A 19,834-nucleotide genomic window follows, 5' to 3' on the forward strand; every position below is an offset into this window, starting at 1 on the left:
GTGGCGGCGGCGGTCCGGGCGACGCCGCGGCCGTCGTGCCGGTGCAGGGCCGTGGCCAGCAGGGCGAGGTCGACGAGGTCGCCGCCGACCCTGCTCCACAGCCAGGCCGGATGCGGACGGCCCAGCAGACCGGCCGCAGCCGTCAGCTCGCGGACGCCGACCGCGACGGTGGCCATGCGCTGGCGGGGCCCGTCCGCGAGACCCAGCTGCCGGACGAACCCGCCGGGGCTGGCCACCTGGGGCACGCCCAGCAGGGCGCTGGCCAGACCGAGGCCGCGGACCAGCGGATCGTGGCGCAGGGCCGTGGGGGCACTGGTGTCTGTCGTCATCGCCTGCTCCCGCGTGAAGTCGTCAGGGGGGCGCATCCGTCCGCCGGTGCGGTGCACAGCGGTCGAGAAAGGTGCACGGCGGTCATCACGGACAACAAGCCCGGGGTTTCCGCCCCACCCCACTCCCAAACGACTCCCGACCACCCGGCGGCAGACGACGGGGCCCGGACCTCGGGCCCGGGCGCCGGTGTGCAGGTGCAGGTGCAGGTGCGGGTGCCGGCCGTCAGGCCGGGGTGCCGCTTTCCCGGAGCATGTCCTCGCGCTCGACGATCTTCACGCGTTCGCGGCCCTGCGGCTCGCCCAGCGCCTTCTCGGCGGCGTCCAGGCGGTACCAGCCCTCCCAGGTGGTCCAGCGGACGCCGTGCCCGGCGAGGAAGGCCTCGACGGCCTCCGGCTCGGGCGAGGCCGGGGTGTGCAGACGCCCGTTCGCATGGTCGTCCAGCAGATTGGCGACCGTCTCGTTGGCGTCGCCCTTGGTGTGGCCGATGAGGCCCACCGGACCGCGCCGGATCCAGCCGGTGACGTACGTGGACTGCACGTGCTCCCCGGTCTCGCCGATGACGCGGCCGCCCTCGTCCGGGACCGTTCCCGACTCCAGGTCCCAGGGCAGCTTGGGCAGCCGGTCGGAGAGGTAGCCCACGGCGCGGTAGACGGCCGTGACGTCCCAGTCCTTGAACTCGCCGGTGCCCTTGACGTTGCCCGTGCCGTCGAGCGCGGTGCGCTCGGTGCGCAGGCCGACGACCCTGCCGTCCTCGCCGAGGACCTCGGTGGGCGACTCGAAGAAGTGCAGGAACAGCTTGTGCGGCCGGTCACCGGCGTCGCGGATCGCCCAGTTCTCCAGGGTCTTGGCGACCATGTCGGCCTGCTTGTTCCCGCGCCGGGTCTCGATCGAGCCCTCGTCGTAGTCGATGTCCTCGGGGTCGACGATCACCTCGATGTTCGGCGAGTGGTCCAGCTCGCGCAGCTCCATGGGGCTGAACTTCGCCTGCGCCGGGCCGCGCCGGCCGAAGACGTGGATCTCCCGCGCCCGGTTGGCCTTCAGGCCCTCGTGGACGTTCGGCGGGATCTCGGTGGGCAGCAGTTCGTCGGCCGTCTTGGCCAGGATACGGGCCACGTCGAGGGCGACGTTGCCGACGCCGAGCACGGCGACCTTCTCGGCCTGAAGCGGCCAGGTGCGCGGCACGTCCGGGTGGCCGTCGTACCAGGAGACGAAGTCGGCGGCGCCGTAGGAGCCGTCGAGATCGATGCCGGGTATGGGCAACGAGCGGTCGGCGGTGGCGCCCGTGGAGAAGATCACGGCGTCGTAGAACGCGCGCAGATCGTCCAGGCTGATGTCGCAGGGGTAGTCGACGTTGCCGAACAGCCGGATCTGCGGCTTGTCGAGCACCTGGTGCAGGGCCGTCACGATGCCCTTGATCCGGGGGTGGTCGGGGGCGACACCGTAGCGGATCAGGCCGAACGGGGCCGGCATCCGCTCGAAGAGGTCGACGGACACGCCCGGCCCGGCGGCCGCGTCGGACTTGAGCAGGGCGTCGGCGGCGTAGATCCCGGCGGGGCCGGCTCCCACGATGGCTACCCGCAGGGGGCGGGGCATGGTCAGGTTCCCTTCGAGCGGCGATGAACGACTCGACGGAAACCCTAAGCTAAGGCAAGCCTAAGTCGGTACGGGGGTCCGGTCTATGGGGTCATAAGGCAGGCTTATGAGAAGTCAAAGCAAGCCTGGGGGCTGGGGGGCGTCCCGGAGGGCGGACAAAGAGGGGGCCGGGCGCCGCCCACCTCCCCAGGACGGCGGCGTCCGGCCCCAGCCCGTGGTGCCGCGGCGCGAGCTCAGTGCGTGGTCAGCATGCCCTGGCGCAGCCGGGTCAGCAGCCGGTTGAGCAGCCGGGAGACATGCATCTGCGAGATGCCGAGGCGCTCACCGATCTGTGCCTGGGTGAGCTCCTCCACGAACCGCATGTGGATGATCTGCCGGTCCCGGTCGTCGAGCTGGGCCAGCAGCGGCGCGAGGCTGTGCATGTCCTCCACGAGCTCCATGCTCATGTCCTCGGCGCCGATGAAGTCGGCCAGCACGCTCTCGCCGTCCTCGCTGGCGCTCACGGCGGCGTCCAGGGAGGCGGAGGTGTAGCCGTTGGAGGCCACCATCGCGTCGACGACCTCCTGCTCGGGGAGGTTCATCAGCTCCGCGAGCTCCTTGGTCGTGGGCTTGCGGCCCAGCCGGCTGCCGAGCTCCTCGGTCGCCTTGGCCAGCTCGACCCGGGCCTCCTGGAGCCGGCGCGGCACGTGCACCGCCCAGGACGTGTCGCGGAAGAAGCGCTTGATCTCGCCGACGATGTACGGCACCGCGAAGGAGGTGAACTCCACCTCGCGGGCGAGCTCGAACCGGTCGATCGCCTTGATCAGCCCGATCATGCCGACCTGGACGATGTCCTCCATCTCCTGCGGGCCCCGGCTGCGGAAGCGGCCGGCCGCGTAGCGGACCAGGGACATGTTCATCTCGATCAGCGTGTTGCGGGCGTAACTGTATTCGGGCGTGCCCTCCTCCAGCCTGGACAGCCGGTCGAAGAACAGCCGGGACAGGGCCCGCGCGTCGGTCGGCGCGACCTGGGAGGGCTCGGCCACCTCCGGCAGCTCCGTCCGAGCCCGAGTCGCCTGCGCCTGCGTGGTCGCCGCCATCGTGGGGTCCTCCCTCTCGCCTCTCGGCCGATGCCATGTATCCGCATACGGTGCCGCCCCTTGATCAAGGGCGGTGCCCGAGCGTGTACCCCCGTTCCCAAACCTCACACCCCATTGTTTCGCGTCCGGCGCACATCCGCTCACCGAAGCGGCCCCGCACCCCCTACACGCTGGGGGCGGCCTCACCGTGCGCCGGCACACGCAGCCGGGCGCCCTGGCGCAGCAGCTCCTGCTGGACCAGGGCGTACGGCACCTCCCGCGGCACACGGCCGGTGCGGGCGGCGAGCGCCGCGCACACCCCCGCGGCCTGGCCGGTGGCCATCGCGATCGGCATGACCCGGTACGAGGAGTGCGCCACGTGGGAACCGGAGATGCAGCGGCCGGACACCAGCAGCCGCTCGGTCCCGCGCGGCAGCAGGCAGCGCAGCGGGATGTCGTAGAAGCGGCCCCGGGGGACGCGACGGATGACGGTACCGCTGCCCTCCGGGTTGTGGATGTCGATCGGGTACGCGCCGTGCGCGACCACGTCCGGGAAGGGACGGGCGTCGAGGATGTCGTAGCCGGTCAGCCGGTAGTCGCCCATCACCCTGCGGGTCTCGCGCACCCCGATCTGGGTGCCGCTCTGCACCGCGTATGCCTCCGCGAAGCCCGGCACGCGCGAGCGCAGGAACCGGTCGATCTGGGCCAGCTGGCGGCGGGCCGTCCACTCGGCCCGGCTCAGGTCCCACACGTCGATGCCGAGCGCGCCGGTGACCCGGGTGCTGTTGACGGCCAGCTCACGGGGGTGCGGGGTGCCGAAGAACAGGATGTCCTCGCGCGGCAGGCGCAGCTCGCCCGCGGCGGTGGCCTCCTGGACCAGGTCCCACAGCCCGTGCACACCACGCCACTGGTCGGGGTGGGCCCGCACGTACTCGGCGAACCGCGGCCGCGCGAAGTCGGCCACCCGGAACATCAGCGTCATCGGCTGCACCAGCCCGTCCTCGGGGCGGCCCACCTCGCAGGGCGCCCCGCACGCCGCGGCGACGTCCCCGTCCCCGGTGCCGTCCACCACGACGCCGGCGTCGATCACCACGGGCCCCGACTTGGTCTCCAGGACCACCCGCCAGCCGTCCTCCAGGGGCAGCGCGGACGAGGCGAAGGAGTGGAACAGCATGCGCACCCCGGCCTCGTCCATCATGTCCAGCAGGACGAGTTTGAAGATCTCCGGGTCGAAGGGCACGGTGTACCCGGTCTCCAGGGACGGCGGTACGCAGCCGCCGCGCTCGGTGAGCCGCTCCAGCAGCCGCCACAGGAAGCCGGCCACGACCGGCTCGCCCTCGCCGTGGTCGCTGGGCAGCAGCCGGTCCCCGGCGCCGTCCGAGTCGAACACCGCCTGCTTGTGCTCGTTGTGGAAGGACATCAGCGGCATCACCAGCGCCACAGTGGCGTTGCCGCCGAGGAAGGCGTACCGCTCCACGAGGATCACGTCGGCCCCGGCGTCGGCGGCGGCGTGCGCGGCGGCGGTCCCGGCCGGGCCGCCCCCGATCACCAGGACGTCCGTGCGGCCGGCGTGGCGGGCGGTGCGCGGCGGCAGCGTGACGGTGCGCGGCTGCTCGGGAGGGCGCAGGACGGGCATCACGCCTCCCGACCGGCGCTCCGGCCGGCCACCGCACCGTCGTCCTCGGGCCGCCGGTCCAGCAGACGCAGCCCGGGACCACCGATCCCGGCGCCGATCCCACCCTCCGTGTCGGAACCACCGGCCGCGCCGGCAGCCGTTCCGCCCGCCTTGTCCATCTCGTCGAGCAGTGCGCCGCACCGTGCGCAGGTCTCCGCGGCCAGCTTCCGCAGGGCCCGCACGCGTGTGTTCAGGTCCGCCCGGCGCTGCGGGAACTCGTCCCACAGCCGGTCGACCTCGGCCAGCAGCAGCCCCACCTGCTCACGGGCCACGCCCACCAGCGCGGGCGCCCCCAGGCGGCGGGCGAAGTCGAAGACCTTGCCGGCGTACGGCAGCGGCAGCACGGGCAGCCCGGACACGGCCGCGAAGATGAGGAAGTGCAGCCGCATGCCGACCACCAGGTCCAGGTGGCTCATCAGGCCCAGCACCTGTCCGGGCGTGTAGGCGCTGTGCAGGATCCGGCCGCGGTCCGGCGCGGTCATCCGGGACAGCACGGCGTGCGCGTGGCGGACGTCGTGCCGTTCCATCGGCATGAACACCACGTGCGCGTCCAGGCGGCGCACCAGGAAGTCGGCGACGTCGGCGAGCAGGGCGTGGTAGTCGCCCTCGTCGAGTTTCTCCGCCGCCCGTCCGGGCTCGCGCACCGACATCCCCACCAGCCGCGCGTCGGCCGGGACGCCCTCCTGGCGCATCATCTCCGCCGTGAACGGCTCCGGCGGCAGCAGCAGCGCGGGGTCGGCGGTCACCACCAGGTCCCGCTCGACCCCCACCTCCTCCAGCACCAGCCGCGACTCCTCGTCGCGCACCACCACCTCGTCCATGTCCGCCAGGACGGTGCGCACGGCCTCCCGGTCGTCGTTCTCGTGCAGCGGGCCCGCGCCGACCGCGTAGGCGAACGTGCGCACGCCCCTGGACTGGGCCGCGCGGACCAGTTTCAGGTAGCGGCGCGCCTCGCCGTCGTAGAGGATGCCGCCTCCGCCGAGCACCAGCAGGTCCAGTCCGGACAGCACGTCGGTGACCGGGCGCTGCGGTACGCCCTCCCAGCCGACCACCTCGTCCGCCATCGGCTGGTGGGTGCGGGTGTGTTCGGCGTCGCGGCTGAAGACGACCAGCGCGGCTTCCGGCCGGTGCGAGCGCAGACAGCCGAGGACGCACTGGAGGATGGCTTCGTCACCGATGTTGAAGCCGCCGTAGGAGCCCAGCAGGCCGATGCGCGGCCGCCCCGGACGGGACGGCCGAGGCTCTGAGGTGGTCATCCGGAACTCCCGTTCCGTGGAGTGGGGGTGGCTGCGGAAGCGGTTCCGCGAGACGTGCGGGCCGAGTTGCCTCCACCCCACGAGGAAAACACCTCTCCCGCCGTCCGGCCCGCCGGGCCGGGTGAGCGGGTCAGCCGACGGTGGGGCGGTCGGCGTGCGGGACCAGGCGGGCGTGCTCGCCGCGCGGGCAGTGGACCAGCCGGTCCCGCAGCCCCAGGTCGCCCGCCGCGGTGAGGAAGTCCTCCAGCGGGGAGCGGAAGACGGTGTAGTCGTCGTAGTGCACCGGCAGCACCCGGGGGTAACCGAGGCGGCGGGCGAGATCGGCGCCCTGCGCGCCGTCCATGGTGACGACCAGACCGCCGGGCAGCTCGGTGCCGCCCAGGTGCAGCACGGCGAGGTCGGCGTGCGGGAACCGGCGGGCGATCTCCTCGAGGCCGTCGTACACGAGCGTGTCGCCCGAGACGTACAGCCGCAGCCGTACCTCCCCGTCCCGGGGGCCGAACTCCAGCATGCTGCCCATCACGGGCGGCAGCAGCCGGCCGAGCACGGGATTGAGGGAGTGGCGTCCGGGCAGGGCGGTCACGCGCACCTGCGTGGCGCCCTGCCGGAACGTGCAGCTCTCCCAGGTGTGCAGCCCGCCGGCCCGGTCGAAGCCCTGCCAGGTGCGCAGGCGGCGGGCGGCGTGCGTGGTGGTGACCACCGGCACCGAGCGGTCCAGGTGCCGGGAGGCCCGGTGGTCCCAGTGATCGCCGTGCAGATGGGACAGGACCACGACGTCTAGCGGCGGGAGGTCCGTCACGTCGAGGGCCGGCTCGGTGAGCCGGCGGCTGGTCAGCCCGTAGCCCAGGTGGGCGCGCTCGCCCCGGTGCAGGAAGTTGGGATCGGTGAGCAGGGTCAGGTCGCCGTACCGCAGAAGGACCGTCGCGGTGCCGATGAAGTGCAGGTCGAGGGTGTCGTCGTCGAAGGCAGCCATGGCCGTCCTTGCCCGACGGGACGCGGCCCGTCTGTCGACTGGGGGGAGGTGGGCCGTCCGGAGGTGCCGACCGGCCCGGACTCTCCCGGAGTACCCGTGGCGCGGCCGCGCATACGCCTCACGCGGACGCCAGGGCGACCTCGGCGGTGATCTGCTTGCCGCCGGGCCGGGCGGTGGCGGTCAGGGCCCGGCTGCAGGCGTGCACGAGGTACAGGCCGTGACCGCCGACGCGGGTCCCGTCCCGCTCGTGCATCCGGGGGAAGGAGGGCGAGGTGTCCCAGACCGTGATGCCCAGCCGCGCGTTGTCGGCGGACAGCTCCAGGAGCAGGCCGCACGGGCCCGGCGCGTGGCGCAGGGCGTTGGTGACCAGTTCGCTGACGACGAGCTGGGCGTCCTGTTCGGCGCGCTTGGTGATGTGGGTGCGGGCGGTTCTGGCGGCGTGGGTGAGGAAGGCGTGCACCGCTCGTCGCGCGTCGGCGGTACGAGCGGCACCTGTGACCCAGGTGGCGCCGTAGCGCAGCGCGGCGGCCGGGCGGTTCCGCTCCCGTTCATCCGGTGCCTTCTGCCCAAGCTGGATGATCATAGGGGTACCGTCGTGTGCTGCTGCTGGTTACGGATCGTGCTTTCTGCCGTCGCTACGGCTACCCGGCGTTCGCGGTATGAAGCCGATGGGGTGTGCGAGAACTTCGCACTTTCCCACGGACGGCCTCCCGGGAACGGGGTTGCGCCACGGGCCGCGGGGAACGCGGCACATCTGCGTGCGGCGCGGGCTCGCGTGCGGTGTGGTTCCTGCGCGGGCCGCGGGAACGGGGTACTTGTGCGCGCCGCGCGCGCCCGAACGCGGCGCGAGAGGCGCGTGCCGGGGCGTGACCGGCGGGCACGCACCCCGGCGGCTACCCGGGAGGAGCCTTCGTGGACACGGATGCGCGGGCGGACGCGGGCGCCGCCCGTCCGGACCGGACGCCCGACCCACGGCGCTGGAAGGCGCTCTGGGTCACCCTGGCGACCGGATTCATGAGCCTGCTCGACGTGACCATCGTCGCGGTGGCGCTGCCGTCGATGCAGCGGGACCTCGGCGCCTCGCCCTCCGCCGTCCAGTGGGTGGTCTCCGGTTACGCGCTGACCTTCGCGCTCGTCCTCGTGCCGGCCGGCCGCCTCGGCGACGCGATGGGCCGCCGGCGGATCTTCCTGTGCGCGCTGGCCGGCTTCGTGCTGTGCAGCGCCGGGGCCGGCGCCGCGCCCACGGTGACCTGGCTCGTGGTGGCCCGCCTCGCGCAGGGCGCCTGCGCGGGCTGCCTCGCCCCGCAGAACTCCGCGCTGATCCAGCAGATGTTCCGCGGGGCCGAACGGGGCCGCGCCTTCGGCCTGTTCGGCGCCACGGTGGGCGTCTCCAGCGCGGTGGGCCCGGTCGCCGGCGGCCTGATCCTCGCCCTCGCCCACGGCGCCCAGGGCTGGCGCTGGATCTTCTACGTCAACGTGCCCGTCGGCGCGGCCGCGCTCCTGCTCGGCGTACGGCTGCTGCCGCGCCTGGCGCCCGGCCGCCGTGAACCGCTCGACCTGCCGGGCGTGGCTCTGCTGGGCGCCGGGGTGCTGAGCCTGATGCTGCCGCTGGTGTTCGCGGGCACCGGGGGCGTACGCCGGATGTGGTGGCTGTTCCCGGTGGGTGCGGCCCTGCTCGCCTGCTTCGCCCGCTGGGAGAAGCGCGTCGCCGACCGCGACCGCCGGCCTCTGCTCGACCCGCGGCTGCTGACCTGCACCCGCGGGTACGCCGCCGGGGCGTCGCTGGGTGCGCTGTACTTCGTGGGCTTCAGCGGCGTATGGCTCGTGTTCGCGCTGTTCTTCCAGGACGGGCTCGGGTACACGCCGCTGCGGTCCGGGCTCGCGGTGACGCCCTTCGCGATCGGCTCGGCGGCCGCCGCGGTGGTGGCCGGGCGGCTGGTGGAGCGGCTGGGGCGGGTGCTGACGGTGTGCGGGCTGGTGACCGTCGTGGTCGCGCTCGGCGCCACCGCGCTGATCCTGCGGTCGGCGCCCCCGGACGTCGTGGCCTGGCTCGCCGCGCCCGCGCTGTTCGTGGGCGGGCTGGGCAGCGGGTGCGTGATCTCCCCGAACGTCACGATGACGCTGCGCGACGTGCCGGTGCGCATGGCCGGGGCCGCGGGCGGCGCCCTGCAGACGGGCCAGCGGCTCGGCGGCGCGGTGGGCACGGCGGCCCTGCCCGGCTTCTTCTACATGGTGCTCGCCGGGACCGGCAGGAATTACCGCACCGCCGTGGCCCTGGCGGTCGCGAGCGCCCTGGTGGCCCTCCTCGCCTCCCTCGCGGTGGCCCTGCACGACTGGCACCACCACCGCCCCGACCCCCCGGACCGCCCCAGCCGCCACTCTCCCCGGCACCGGGCCCCGGCACCCCGGAGCTGACGCCCTGCCGGCGGACGCCGCTCACCCTGCCTCCCGGGCAACCGGGGCCGGGGGGCCGGGGCGTCACTCGTCGTTGTCGCGCCAGCGGCCGCCCGCGGGTGCGGTCTCGAACCGGGTCGCGGCCGTTGCGTTGTCGCTGAGGTCGTTGTCGGAGACGCGGCCGCTGGACCAGCGGCCCTCGTCGGTGATGCGCAGGGCGTGGGTCTGCGTCCGCACGCTCTGGTCGTCGCCGATGCGGTTGCCGTGCATCTGCGGGCGGCTCACCGCGGCGGCCACGGTCAGTCCCGCGCGCAGGTCCGGGGTGCCGGGCAGCCGGTACGCCGAGCCCGCCCCGGGCACTCCGTCCGCCCAGGCGGAGTCCGCGCCCGGCCGGGCCGGGGCCAGCGCGAGCTCGGTGGAGGTGTTGAAGGCCACCATGGCGGTCCGCCCGCCGACCGACACCTTCTTGCCGCGGTGCCCGTCCGCCGGCCAGTCGGCCTTCTCGTCCACCACGGAGAACGCCGAGTACCGCACCCCCTCGCCGCCGCCCGCGACCGCCCCGGCGATCCGGCGGCCGTTGTCGCGGATCCGGTTGTCCAGGACCGCCGCGTCCCGCATGGCCGCGTCCACCCGGACGCCGTCCAGGGCGTTGTCCCGGATGTCGTTGGCCTCCAGCACGATGTCCGCGGCCGGCCGCTCGTCCCCGCCCGCGAGGTTGTGCTCCCAGTACCCGTACCGCCCGTTGTTGCTGATCCGGTTGCCGCGGAAGGCGTACGGCCCCGGGGTGTTGCCCAGCCCGATCCCGTCCCGCAGATTGCCGTCGATCACGCACCCCGTGACGATGCCGCCCCGGCCGCCGGTGCCCGAGGTGCCCTGGGAGGACACGTCGAACCCGGCCTCGTGGTTGCCCAGCATCGTGCAGGAGCTGACCAGCAGCCCGTCCGCGCCCCAGTCGGAGATGCCGAAGCGGTTGTCCTCGGCGTGGCAGGCGGTGATCCGGATGCCGCGCGGCCGCGGCCACTCCTCGTTCTGCAGCTCCACGAAGACGCCGTTGGTCCCGTTGCCGGTGGCGGTGCACGCGGTGACCGTCAGCCGCTCGACACGGCCCCAGCCGCCGACTCCTATCCCGACGCCCGCGCCGCCCATCTGCTCACCGCTGTCCTGCCGCCCGCACCGCTGAGCCAGCACCCCCTCCACCACCGTGTCCTGGAGGAAGTCGCAGCCGAAACCGGTGGCCGCCGTGTCGTGGACGTACAGGTCGCTGAACCGCCCGCGCAGCACGTACTGGAGCCCCAGCCCCTTCGCCAGCGGGTCGTACTCCTCGGTCGTCACGCCCGCGCCGTCGATCTCGAAGTGCGCGAAGGTGACGTCCGCCAGGTGGTTGTCCGGCCCCGCGTCGTGCTGGGCCGCGGTGAACCAGGCCAGCGGCACCGGCCTGGTCCGGGCGCCCGGGTTGCGCAGCACGAAGCAGGTGGCGCCGCGGCCCGCCCCGATCAGCGAGACACCGCTGCGCCAGACGGTGGGCACGTCCTGGATCACGTACCGCCCGGCGGGCACGCGGATGACGCGCGGGCGCCCGTCCGCCGTGCGGGCCGCGCCCATCGTGTCCACCAGGCGCTGGAGGGCCGGCTGGTCGTTGGTGATGCCGTCACCGGTCAGACCGTGCTCGCGCGCGTCGGCGGTCAGGGGGACAGTCATGGCGAGGCTCCTTCCGGCCGCCCGGTCCGCGGCTGCCCGCCCCGGGTACCCAGCCGGGCGTCCGGAACAGCGAGCGGCCCGGGCCGGGTTTGGCGGCCCCTCGGCCGGTCACCCGAAGTGGTGACACGGACGTCGAACACGGCTTGGAGTGAGTGACAGTGGCTGGTGACCAGAAGGCCAAGGCCAAGAAGGAACAGATGAAGGGCAAGGCCAAGGAGACGGTCGGCCGCGCGGTGGGCAACGAGAGGATGACGGCCGAGGGCCAGGCCGAGAAGTCCAAGGGCGACGCCCGCCAGGCCAAGGAGAAGACGAAGGACACCCTCAAGCCCTGAGTGCCGCTTCCGGGCGGCTCGCGAAACGGGCCCCCGCTCGACCTCGTCGAGCGGGGGCCCGTCGCCGTGCCCGGCCGCCGCGGGCGCCGGCGGGGCGGCCCGCGGGGCCCGTGGAGCGGCGCCGGCGGAGCACCCTCAGCCGGGAAGCTTGGCCTTGATGCCGCCCACCGCGGCCGCCGGACCGGCGGTGGCGCGCACCGTACGCCGTACCAGTCCGGCGTCCCGCTGCAGACCGCGGGCCGTGTGCCGGCTACGCCACAGCAGCGACGGCGCACCGCCGGTGTCGTCCGCGGCGATCAGCAGACCGCCCAGCATGGAGAGGTTCTTCAGGAAGTGGATGCGCTGCTGGGCGCGGGTCGCGTCGTCGCCGGCGTCCCAGTAGCGATGGCCGGCCAGCGTGGTCGGCACCAGGGTCGCGGCGAGGGCCAGCGCCGACAGCCGGGGCAGCCGCCCGAGGCCCAGCAGTACCCCGGCGGCGACCTGGACACCGCCGCTCAGCCGCACGACCTGCTCGGTGCGCTCGGGCAGCAGCGGCACGCGCTCCCTGATGGGGTTCACGACGGGTTCGGCCAGCGGGGTGACGTCCTTGGGGCTGCGGACGGAGCTCATGCCTCCGGCCACGAACATGGAGGCGAGCAGGGGGCGGCCCACCACGCGCAGCAGACTCATGGTCCTCTCCAGGGGTGTCGGGGATGCGGCCCGCTCCGGGTTCCCCCGGCGGGGCCCGGACATTCGGGGCGCGGATCGGCCGGAATCCGGCGCAACCTTCTGCCCGTTTCGGGACAGTGACAATTCTTCCGGGACATTCCGGAACCGCGCCCGGCGGGCCACTCTCTTACCTCCCGTCAACGGCCGGACGAAGGGCCCGGCCGCGTTCGACAGGGGGAAGCCCACATGTCCATACGTCTTCGCGGCCGCCGCGGCCTGATCACCGCCTCGGCCGTCACCGCGCTCCTTTCCCTGGCCGCGGTGACCCCGGCACTGGCCGGCACCGGCACCTCCGCCGGAACCGCCCACGCCGCCGGCGTCACCGCACCCCAGGGCGACCCGCGCAACGTCACCCAGCGGGTCGCCGACTTCTACGGGGCCTACATCGACGCCGTCTGGGACGGCGAGGACCCGGCGGCCGGCGCCCAGCTCAAGGCGCTGCGCGGCTTCTACCTCTCGGCCGCGGCACGCAAGAAGGTCGCCGCCTACGAGGCCAAGGAGCACGCGGACGGCATCCTCTTCGCCCAGAACGTGCCGGTGAAGTGGAAGGTCGTCTACACCGGTTCCGGCGCGGGCCACGCCACCAGCAGGGTCACGCTCACCTGGGGCGACGGCGCCCACGCCCAGGTGACGGGGATCGACGTGCTGTCCGACCTCCGCACCCGCAAGATCACCGACCTGCGCCCGTCCGACTGACGGCGGACCGGGGTCCGACGGCAGACCTGGGCCGACGGCCGCGGCCTCCGGACGCCGTCCCCGGTCCGATCCCCAGCCTCGGTCCCGGTCCGGTCCCGGCTCCGGACCCCGGTCTGGGCCCCGGTCCCCGGTCCGCGACCCTGGCTCGGGCCTCGGTCCCGGTCCTGGTCCCGGTCCCAGGTCCGCACCTTGGCTCGGGCCTCGGTCCCGGTCCTGGTCCTGGTCCTGGTCCCCGGTCCGCACCTTGGCTCGGGCCCCGGTCCCGGTCCTGGCCCCGGTCCCCGGTCCGCGACCCTGGCTCGGGCCTCGGGCCTCGGTCCCGGTCCTGGTCCCGGTCCCGGCCTTGGCTCCGGTCCCGCCCCCGGCCCGGGCCTCGGCGTCGGCCCGGGCTCCGGTCCCCGGCCTCGGTCCCGGCTGGCGCCGGCCCCCGGCCTCGGTCCCGGCTGGCGCCGGCCCCCGGGCCCAGCCCCGGTCCCGGGCGCGGGTGGGCCGGTTCCCCCCGGTCGCACGGGGCACTCGGCCGGCATGGACGCCCATCGACGCCCGCCCGCCGACCACACGCTGTCCCTGATCGCCGGCGGCTACGCCTGGCTTCCGCAGCGCATACGACAAAGTCCCGACCGCACGGTCCCGTTGCGCGTCATGGGCCGCCCGGCCCTCGCCCTGAGCGGACCCGAGGCCGTGCGGTTCTTCTACGACGAGCACAACGTCCACCGGCACGGCGCGATCCCCGAGCCCGTCACGGGCACCCTTTTCGGACACGGCGCCGTGCACACCCTCGACGGGCGGACCCACCGGCAGCGCAAGGAACTGTTCCTGCCGCTGCTGGAGCCCGACCGTATCGCCGGCGTCGTCGGACACGTCACCGCCGCGTGGGACGAGGCCGTGCCCGAGTGGGCGGCACGCCCCCGCGTCGTGCTCTTCGACGAGGCCGCCGCGGTGCTCACCCGCGGTGTCTGCCGCTGGGCCGGCGTCCCCCTGGAGGACACGGAGGCCCGCAGCGTCGCCGCCGACCTCGTCGCCATGGTCGACGGCTTCGCCACCCTCGGCCCGCGCCACTGGCGCGCGCGCCGCGCGCGGGCACGTCAGGAGGCGCGCGCGGCCCGCCTGGTCGAGGACGTACGCTCCGGCCGCGGTCCTGCCGCCGGCCGTCCCGACTCCCTGCTCGCGCGGGTCGCCGCGCACCCGGACGCGGACGGCGGCCGGCTGCCGGTGCGTACGGCCGCGGTGGAACTGCTCAACGTCGTCCGCCCCACGGTCGCGGTCGGCTGGTTCGTCACCTTCGCCGCGCACGCCCTGCACCGGTGGCCCGCTCACCGCGAACGGCTGCGCGACGGCGACCCGGCCTACGCCGCCGCGTTCGCCCACGAGGTGCGCAGGTTCTACCCCTTCGCGCCGTTCCTCGGCGGCCGGGCGGCCCGGGACCTGACCTGGCGCGGGCACGAAGTCCCGGCCGGCGGCACGGTCCTCCTCGACGTGTTCGGGCAGAACCACGACCAGGAGCTGTGGGCAGACCCGTACACCTTCCGCCCGCGGCGCTTCCTGGAGCGGCCGCCGCAGCGCGACGAACTGATCCCGCAGGGCGGCTCCGACCCGCGGACGGGTCACCGGTGCCCGGGCGAGGGCGTCACCGTGGGCCTGCTGGAGTCGCTGGCGGTGCGCCTGGCCCGGCTGGAGTACGAAGTCCCCGCCCAGGACCTGCGGATCTCCCTGCGCAGGATCCCGGCGCGGGTGCGCAGCGGCTTCGCCGTCACCGCGGTGCACGAGACCGGGCAGTGGCCCGCGGCGGCCGGGTCGCGGGCCGGAGCCGGCGCGGGCTCCTGAGACGGGAACCGGCCCGGCGGCCGTCCCGGATGGGCCGTTCGGGCGGTTGCGCGAGCCCGGCGGTGTGTCCCGGCGCGCGGTGGGAACCCGGCGCGCGGTCCACCGCTACGACCACCATCGAACAACAAGGAGTGCTGCCATGGGACACGGCGGAGACGTCATCCACGAACTCACCACCGACCACCGCGAGGTGGAGGAGATCTTCGCGCAGATCGAGGCCCTCCCGACCGGCGACAAGAGGCGCAAGGACCTCGCGGACCAGGCGACCATCGAGCTGGTGCGCCACTCCATCGCCGAGGAGATGCACCTGTACCCGGCGGTGCGGCGCCACCTGCCCGACGGCGACGCGATCGCCGACCGGGAGATCCAGGACCACTCGGAGGCCGAGCGGACGATGAAGGACCTGGAGGGCTGCGAGGCCGACGACCCGCAGTTCGACCAGCTGATGGGCCGTCTGATGCGGGAGATCCGCGAGCACGTCACCGACGAGGAGCAGAACCTGTTCCCGCGGTTGCGGCAGGCCGCGAGCCCGGAGGACTTGGAGAAGCTCGGCGAGAAGGTCCGCTCGGCGAAGAAGACCGCACCGACGCGCCCGCACCCCTCCGCCCCGGACACCCCGCCCGCGAACAAGCTCCTCGCCCCCGGCGCGGGCATGGTCGACCGGATCCGGGACGCCCTGTCCGGCCGCGGCAAGACCGACTGAGGCCCGCTTCCGGTACCGGCAGCGCGCCGGCGGGGCCGTCCGCGGGGCCGTCGGGACCATCGTGGTCCGACGGCCCCGCGCCCGTGTCCGGGCGCCGGCACGGGAGTTCACGGAGGGTGACCGGCGGCCGTGCGGCACGCCGGCGCAGCCGTTACCTTCGTCGGTGGCGCCCCGAGGCGCCCACACCGGCGCCGGCGGCGTCCGCGAAGGCGCGTGCCCGCGCCCGCGGCGACCTTGCGGCGCACCTCGCGGGAGCCGGTCGCGCGCCGAAACGCGCGTACGGCCGTGGGGGGGGGGACCGGGCCACGTCCAGGGAGACCGAGTGAACCCACACCGGGCACAGCAGGACACCGCGCCGCGGGAGACCGCGGCGCACGACGGCCGCGGCCGGGAACGGGAGGGACTCGGCCGCAGGCGGTTCCTCGGCCTGTGTGCCGGGGCGGCCGGGCTGGGCGCGGCGACGGCCTGTGAACGCACCACCGCGGTCCACCCGCCGAGCGCCGTCGACGGCCGGCTGCCCGAGGCCGAACGGGGCCGTCCGGGCACCCGCGACTGGCGGCTCGGCTCGGCCGGCCCCGTGGACGCGGTGGCCGGTTACACCGACCGGGTGAGCATCACCCCGGGCGAGGAGTGCGGCCTGCACGTGTCGACCACGGCGTCCTCCTTCCGCGTCTCCGCCTTCCGCGTCGGCTGGTACGGCGGGACGTACGCCCGGCTGGTGTGGCGCTCGGAGCGGGTGCCGGGGCGCACCGGCCCGGCCGGCCGTACGCTGCCGGCCACCCGCACCGTGCGCGCGGACTGGCCGCGCACCCTCTCCTTCGGCACGGAGGGCTGGCCCGAGGGCGCGTACCTGATACGCCTCGACGCGGACAACGGCCACCAGCGCTACGTCCCGCTCATCGTGCGCTCCACCCGCGGGACGGGCCGTACCGTGCTGATGCACGCCCCGGCCACCTGGCAGGCGTACAACAAGTGGGGTGGCCACAGCCTCTACGAGGGCCCCTCCGGCGGGTACGCGGACCGCTCCCTCGCGGTCAGCTTCGACCGGCCCTACGACGGCAGCGGCGCCGAGAAGTTCCTGGTGTACGAGTGGGCCGCCGTGGTCCTGGCCGAGCGGCTCGGCATACCGCTCGCCTACACCACGGGCACCGACGTGCACCGCGATCCCGGTGTGCTGCACGGAGCGGCCGCGGTCGTCTGCCTCGGCCACGACGAGTACTGGACGCCGGAGCAGCGCCAACGCGTCACCGAGGCCCGCGACGCCGGCACCAACGTGGCCTTCCTCGGCGCCAACACCTGCTTCCGCCGGGTACGCCTGGAGGCGGGCGAGGCCGGCGCCGACCGCACGGTGGTCTGCTACAAGTCCGCCTACCGCAGCGACCCCTGCTACCCCTCGCGCCCCGCCCTGGTCACCACCGACTTCCGGCAGGAACCGGCCGCCGACCCCGAGTCCTCGCTCACCGGAGTGCTCTACGAGGGCTACCCGGTCGACGCCCCGTACGTCGTCCACGCGGCCGACCACTGGGTCTACGAGGGCACGGGGGTCCGCCCGGGCGAGAGCTTCGACCACCTGGTGGGCGTCGAGTACGACCGGGTCACCCCCGGCGCGCCCGCGCCCGGCGCGCTGGAGATCACCGCACACTCGCCGGTGGTGTGCGCGGGCAGGCGCAGCCACAGCGACTCGGCGTACTACACCGTGCCCAGCGGGGCGGGTGTCTTCGCCACCGGGACGATGCGGTGGGTGGAGGCGCTGCTGGCCGGAACCGGCGAACTCGGCCGCGACCACTCCATGGACGCCCGCACCCGCGCCTTCACCGCCCGCACCACCGAGAACCTGCTGTGCGCCTTCTCCGCCGGCCCCGCCGCCCGCCACCGGCCGGCTCCCCGCCCCAACGCGCAGGAGGTCTACCGGACGGTGTGAGGCCCCGTCAGGCGGCCAGCGCCTCCTCGAGGGTGGGGTAGCAGGGTATGAGCGTGTCCACGCCGACCAGTTGGAGCACCCGGAGCACCGCGTGCCGGGGAGCGGCCAGGCGCAGTCGCGGTCCGCCCGCCTCCTCGGACAGATGGGCCGTGATGAGGGCGTTGATGCCGCTGGAGTCCATGAAGGTCAGGCCGCCGAGGTCCACCACCAGGCCCGGCGCGGTCTCCGGGCAGGACAGCAGCGCCTCGCGCAGCCGCGCGCTGCCGTCGAGGTCGACCTCGCCGGTGAGCGTCAGGACACAGGTGCCGTCGTCGGCCGTGGTACGGGTGATCAGCAGCCGTTCGGGCACCGCCGCTCCCTCGGTCTCTGCCACACTTCCCTCGCTTCATGTGAAGGTCTGGCCAGGGCCAGTGGGTCGATGGGCATGATGTTAGGGGTTGGTGAAGCCCGGATGGGACTCCTGTGGCGTGGGCGACCCGCACGCCCCGCGGGGAGCGTCCGGGGCCCCGGGGCGAACTCAGCCTTCGCGCGGCCCCGTTGCCGCGGCTGCCGGGGGTACGGCCGCCTCGCGGGAGGCGGACCACGGGCCGCCGGTGAGGCCGACCGGATTGCCGGAGGGGATCAGCCCGGCCTCCAGCACCCGCCGGGCCGGCGGCTCGAGGAGAGCGGCGAGGCGGGCGGCGCGGTCGGCGCCGAGTGCGCGCCAGGGCTGCTCGGCGGCCGCGTCGGTCCGCGCCTCCACCTCGGCCCGAACGGCCGCTCCGGCCGGGGTCGGGGCGCCGTCCTCACCGAGCCAGCCGCGCTCGCGCAGGTCGGCCTCGGCGGCCCGCCACGCCGACAGGTCCCACTTGCGGGTCTCCCGCTGGAACGTCCCGTCGGACTCGCCCGCGGCGCTCTTCAGCACCATCGCGGCGACCGGCCCGATGCCGTGCGCGACCAGGGCCGCCACGTGCCCGTCGCCGCGCAGTTCGCGCAGGGTGGTCAGGGCCTGCCAGAGCCGGACGTGCGGCCGGGCGGGGCGCTCCAGGGCCTGGTTCGCGGCGCCGAGCACCCGGCCCGCCGTGTCGGCCGACGCGGCCGCCTCCCAGGCGAGGTCGGCGGCCTCGGTCATGTGCGTCCCGGTCACCGCCCCGGGCCCGAACAGGCGGGTCATGGCGGCGTCCATCGCCTGCCACCGGGCCTCCAGGACGTCCCCCGGACCCGCGTACGACCAGGCGTCGGGCAGGGCCCGGGCGACCCGGTCGGGGTGGAAGACGTAGAAGGAACTGGTCACGACCGGCGCGGCGACCGGGCCGAGCGGGGCGGCGCGCAGCGCGAAGTAGCCCATCCAGAAGCCGCGCAGACCGAGCCCGTCCGCGGCCCGGTGCGCCTCGGGCGCGAAGTAGACCAGGTCGTGCACCGGCTCGTACCGCTCCCACAACACCCTCGCCATGCCGTCAGCCACGCGTCCCCCCCCACCTTTCCGGGACACCGCTCGCGGCGCTGCGGCGGTGGTCATGAGCAGCATGGATCATGACGGCTGTCATAGCAAGGGCCACCGACCGGGGAGCGGCCGCGACGGCTGTCGCCGGGGCGGGGAGAGGGGGCGGTGAGGGGTGGGCGTGGGACCGGTGTGCGGCGGAGACTGGGGGGTGTGAGCCGTGGGTCGGAGTCGGTCGGGCGTCGGGCCGTGTTGCTGGGTGCGGCCGGGGTGCTGCTCGGCGCGGCGGGCGGGTGCGCCGGCGGTTCCTCCGCGGATCCGCGCACCGCGGCGAGCCGCACCGGTCCCGCGCGCGCCGCTACGGCCTCCGCCGCCCCCTCCTCCACCCCGTCCCCGTCGGGCCTGCCCCGCACCACGCCCTGGCGGCCCTCCTCCGGCGAGGTCCGGCCCGAGGTCAAGCGGCGGGCCGTCGCACTGGTCGAGGCGATCGGCGCCTGGCCGAGCGGACGGGGCGGCCCCTCCGCCGCCCGCCAGGAGGTCACGGCCCTCGGGCTGCCGCCCGCGCTCGTCGCGCAGGCCGGTCCGCTGCTGCCGTCCGCCGACGAAGCGGTGCTCCAGGTGGTGGACGCCCAGTACGGAGGGATCCTCGCCGACTCGGCGAGCGTGCTCGTGGTGTGCCGGCAGTGGACACGGCGCGGCGGCACGGTCCGGGCGGGCGGTACGACCGTCGACGTACGCCTGGCCCGCGCCGCGGGCGGATGGACGGTGACCGCCCTGCACCCCGCCCGGCCCGGCGCCCCGGCCGCCACACTGCCGTCCCTCGCCCACCGGGTGCTGGCCGAGCCCCGCGTCCAGCTGCCCCCGGCGGCGGACGCCGACGTGCGCAGCGGCCGGATCCACGACAGCGTGCTCAAGGCGATGCTCGACCTCGCAGGCGCCCACCGCATGTATGTCAGCGTGGTCCGCTCGGGGCACCCCCTCTACGTGTTCGGCACCAGCCGGCCCAGCGACCATCCGAAAGGACGGGCCTTCGACGTGTGGCGGATCGACGGCCACGCGGTCGTGGACCCCGCCACGCCCCGCTCACTCGTCGAGGGCTTCATGCGGGAAGCGGCGGCGGCCGGTTCCTACAACGTGGGCGGCCCGCTGCTGATCACGGGCGGCGGGACCGCCGGCCGGTTCTTCAGCGACGCCACCCACCACGACCACGTGCACATCGGCTTCACCACGTGAGGGCCTCGAAACCCCGGACG

Annotated in this window: 17 protein-coding genes and 1 pseudogene; 7 read left to right on the top strand and 11 right to left on the bottom strand. The window is 74.7% G+C overall.

Going from position 1 to position 19,834, the window contains the following annotated elements; all coding sequences use genetic code 11:
* The 7 genes and pseudogenes from IE249_RS38210 to IE249_RS22930 all read right to left on the bottom strand — a co-directional run.
* Nucleotides 1-329, bottom strand: a pseudogene (locus IE249_RS38210) (SRPBCC family protein); the annotation flags it as partial.
* 223 nt (nt 330-552) lie between these two features.
* Nucleotides 553-1,923 (bottom strand): FAD-dependent oxidoreductase, encoded by a 1,371-nt coding sequence (locus IE249_RS22905; RefSeq protein WP_189707392.1) that lies wholly within the window; start codon nt 1,921-1,923, stop codon nt 553-555.
* 233 nt (nt 1,924-2,156) lie between these two features.
* Entirely contained in the window at nt 2,157-3,002 is an 846-nt protein-coding gene (locus IE249_RS22910; RefSeq protein WP_189707394.1) for an RNA polymerase sigma factor SigF, read from the bottom strand.
* Between the two features lie 163 nt (nt 3,003-3,165).
* Nucleotides 3,166-4,617, bottom strand: coding sequence for an FAD-dependent oxidoreductase (locus tag IE249_RS22915; RefSeq protein ID WP_189707396.1), 1,452 nt, complete (start codon nt 4,615-4,617; stop codon nt 3,166-3,168).
* Nucleotides 4,617-5,912, bottom strand: coding sequence for a polysaccharide pyruvyl transferase family protein (locus IE249_RS22920; protein ID WP_229859057.1), 1,296 nt, complete (start codon nt 5,910-5,912; stop codon nt 4,617-4,619). The genes IE249_RS22915 and IE249_RS22920 overlap by 1 nt, the downstream gene beginning before the upstream one ends.
* Before the next feature lie 130 nt (nt 5,913-6,042).
* Nucleotides 6,043-6,885, bottom strand: coding sequence for an MBL fold metallo-hydrolase (locus IE249_RS22925; protein WP_189707398.1), 843 nt, complete (start codon nt 6,883-6,885; stop codon nt 6,043-6,045).
* A 118-nt stretch (nt 6,886-7,003) separates the two neighbouring features.
* Nucleotides 7,004-7,468 (bottom strand): ATP-binding protein, encoded by a 465-nt coding sequence (locus IE249_RS22930; RefSeq protein ID WP_189707400.1) that lies wholly within the window; start codon nt 7,466-7,468, stop codon nt 7,004-7,006.
* A gap of 329 nt (nt 7,469-7,797) precedes the next feature.
* On the opposite strand from IE249_RS22930, the gene IE249_RS22935 reads away from it, so the two are divergent.
* On the top strand, nt 7,798-9,300 hold the full coding sequence (locus IE249_RS22935; RefSeq protein ID WP_229859059.1) for an MFS transporter: 1,503 nt from the start codon (nt 7,798-7,800) through the stop codon (nt 9,298-9,300).
* A gap of 63 nt (nt 9,301-9,363) precedes the next feature.
* Here the strand turns inward: IE249_RS22935 and IE249_RS22940 are convergent, their stop codons facing one another.
* Nucleotides 9,364-10,977 carry a right-handed parallel beta-helix repeat-containing protein gene (locus tag IE249_RS22940; RefSeq protein ID WP_189707402.1) on the bottom strand — a complete coding sequence of 538 codons (1,614 nt, stop codon included), beginning with the start codon at nt 10,975-10,977 and terminating at the stop codon, nt 9,364-9,366.
* A 158-nt stretch (nt 10,978-11,135) separates the two neighbouring features.
* Here IE249_RS22940 and IE249_RS22945 point away from each other — a divergent pair, with 158 nt between their 5' ends.
* Nucleotides 11,136-11,309, top strand: coding sequence for a CsbD family protein (locus IE249_RS22945; protein ID WP_189707404.1), 174 nt, complete (start codon nt 11,136-11,138; stop codon nt 11,307-11,309).
* Nucleotides 11,310-11,444: 135 nt separating this feature from the next.
* Here the strand turns inward: IE249_RS22945 and IE249_RS22950 are convergent, their stop codons facing one another.
* Nucleotides 11,445-11,978 carry a DoxX family membrane protein gene (locus IE249_RS22950; RefSeq protein WP_189707405.1) on the bottom strand — a complete coding sequence of 178 codons (534 nt, stop codon included), beginning with the start codon at nt 11,976-11,978 and terminating at the stop codon, nt 11,445-11,447.
* A gap of 225 nt (nt 11,979-12,203) precedes the next feature.
* Between IE249_RS22950 and IE249_RS22955 the strand changes: the two genes are divergently transcribed.
* From IE249_RS22955 to IE249_RS22970, 4 genes are all read left to right on the top strand, one after another.
* The gene (locus IE249_RS22955; RefSeq protein ID WP_189707406.1) at nt 12,204-12,713 is read left to right on the top strand and encodes a hypothetical protein; all 510 of its coding nucleotides are present in this window, start codon (nt 12,204-12,206) and stop codon (nt 12,711-12,713) included.
* 525 nt (nt 12,714-13,238) lie between these two features.
* A complete protein-coding gene (locus IE249_RS22960; protein WP_189707408.1) occupies nt 13,239-14,537 on the top strand; it encodes a cytochrome P450 in 1,299 nt (432 codons plus the stop codon).
* 139 nt (nt 14,538-14,676) lie between these two features.
* Nucleotides 14,677-15,240: a hemerythrin domain-containing protein gene (locus IE249_RS22965; RefSeq protein WP_189707410.1), complete on the top strand. Its 564-nt coding sequence runs from the start codon at nt 14,677-14,679 to the stop codon at nt 15,238-15,240.
* 322 nt (nt 15,241-15,562) lie between these two features.
* Nucleotides 15,563-17,161: a N,N-dimethylformamidase beta subunit family domain-containing protein gene (locus tag IE249_RS22970; RefSeq protein ID WP_229859062.1), complete on the top strand. Its 1,599-nt coding sequence runs from the start codon at nt 15,563-15,565 to the stop codon at nt 17,159-17,161.
* A 7-nt stretch (nt 17,162-17,168) separates the two neighbouring features.
* On the opposite strand, the gene IE249_RS22975 is transcribed toward IE249_RS22970, so the two are convergent.
* Nucleotides 17,169-17,534, bottom strand: coding sequence for an STAS domain-containing protein (locus IE249_RS22975; protein WP_189707412.1), 366 nt, complete (start codon nt 17,532-17,534; stop codon nt 17,169-17,171).
* A gap of 144 nt (nt 17,535-17,678) precedes the next feature.
* The gene (locus IE249_RS22980) at nt 17,679-18,605 is read right to left on the bottom strand and encodes an SCO6745 family protein (RefSeq protein WP_189707414.1); all 927 of its coding nucleotides are present in this window, start codon (nt 18,603-18,605) and stop codon (nt 17,679-17,681) included.
* Between the two features lie 189 nt (nt 18,606-18,794).
* On the opposite strand from IE249_RS22980, the gene IE249_RS22985 reads away from it, so the two are divergent.
* Nucleotides 18,795-19,814, top strand: a complete 1,020-nt coding sequence (locus IE249_RS22985; RefSeq protein ID WP_229859064.1) for a hypothetical protein — start codon at nt 18,795-18,797, stop codon at nt 19,812-19,814.
* Nucleotides 19,815-19,834 lie beyond the last annotated feature (20 nt).

The sequence above is a fragment of the Streptomyces anandii JCM 4720 genome (assembly GCF_014650655.1).
In the GTDB taxonomy this organism is placed as follows: domain Bacteria; phylum Actinomycetota; class Actinomycetes; order Streptomycetales; family Streptomycetaceae; genus Streptomyces; species Streptomyces anandii.

Coding starts and splice junctions, on each gene's coding strand:
- IE249_RS22905 (WP_189707392.1), bottom strand. CDS start 1,923: ATGCCCCGCCCCCTGCGGGTAGCCATCGTGGGAGCCGGCCCCGCCGGG.
- IE249_RS22910 (WP_189707394.1), bottom strand. CDS start 3,002: ATGGCGGCGACCACGCAGGCGCAGGCGACTCGGGCTCGGACGGAGCTG.
- IE249_RS22915 (WP_189707396.1), bottom strand. CDS start 4,617: ATGCCCGTCCTGCGCCCTCCCGAGCAGCCGCGCACCGTCACGCTGCCG.
- IE249_RS22920 (WP_229859057.1), bottom strand. CDS start 5,912: ATGACCACCTCAGAGCCTCGGCCGTCCCGTCCGGGGCGGCCGCGCATC.
- IE249_RS22925 (WP_189707398.1), bottom strand. CDS start 6,885: ATGGCTGCCTTCGACGACGACACCCTCGACCTGCACTTCATCGGCACC.
- IE249_RS22930 (WP_189707400.1), bottom strand. CDS start 7,468: ATGATCATCCAGCTTGGGCAGAAGGCACCGGATGAACGGGAGCGGAAC.
- IE249_RS22940 (WP_189707402.1), bottom strand. CDS start 10,977: ATGACTGTCCCCCTGACCGCCGACGCGCGCGAGCACGGTCTGACCGGT.
- IE249_RS22950 (WP_189707405.1), bottom strand. CDS start 11,978: ATGAGTCTGCTGCGCGTGGTGGGCCGCCCCCTGCTCGCCTCCATGTTC.
- IE249_RS22955 (WP_189707406.1), top strand. CDS start 12,204: ATGTCCATACGTCTTCGCGGCCGCCGCGGCCTGATCACCGCCTCGGCC.
- IE249_RS22960 (WP_189707408.1), top strand. CDS start 13,239: ATGGACGCCCATCGACGCCCGCCCGCCGACCACACGCTGTCCCTGATC.
- IE249_RS22965 (WP_189707410.1), top strand. CDS start 14,677: ATGGGACACGGCGGAGACGTCATCCACGAACTCACCACCGACCACCGC.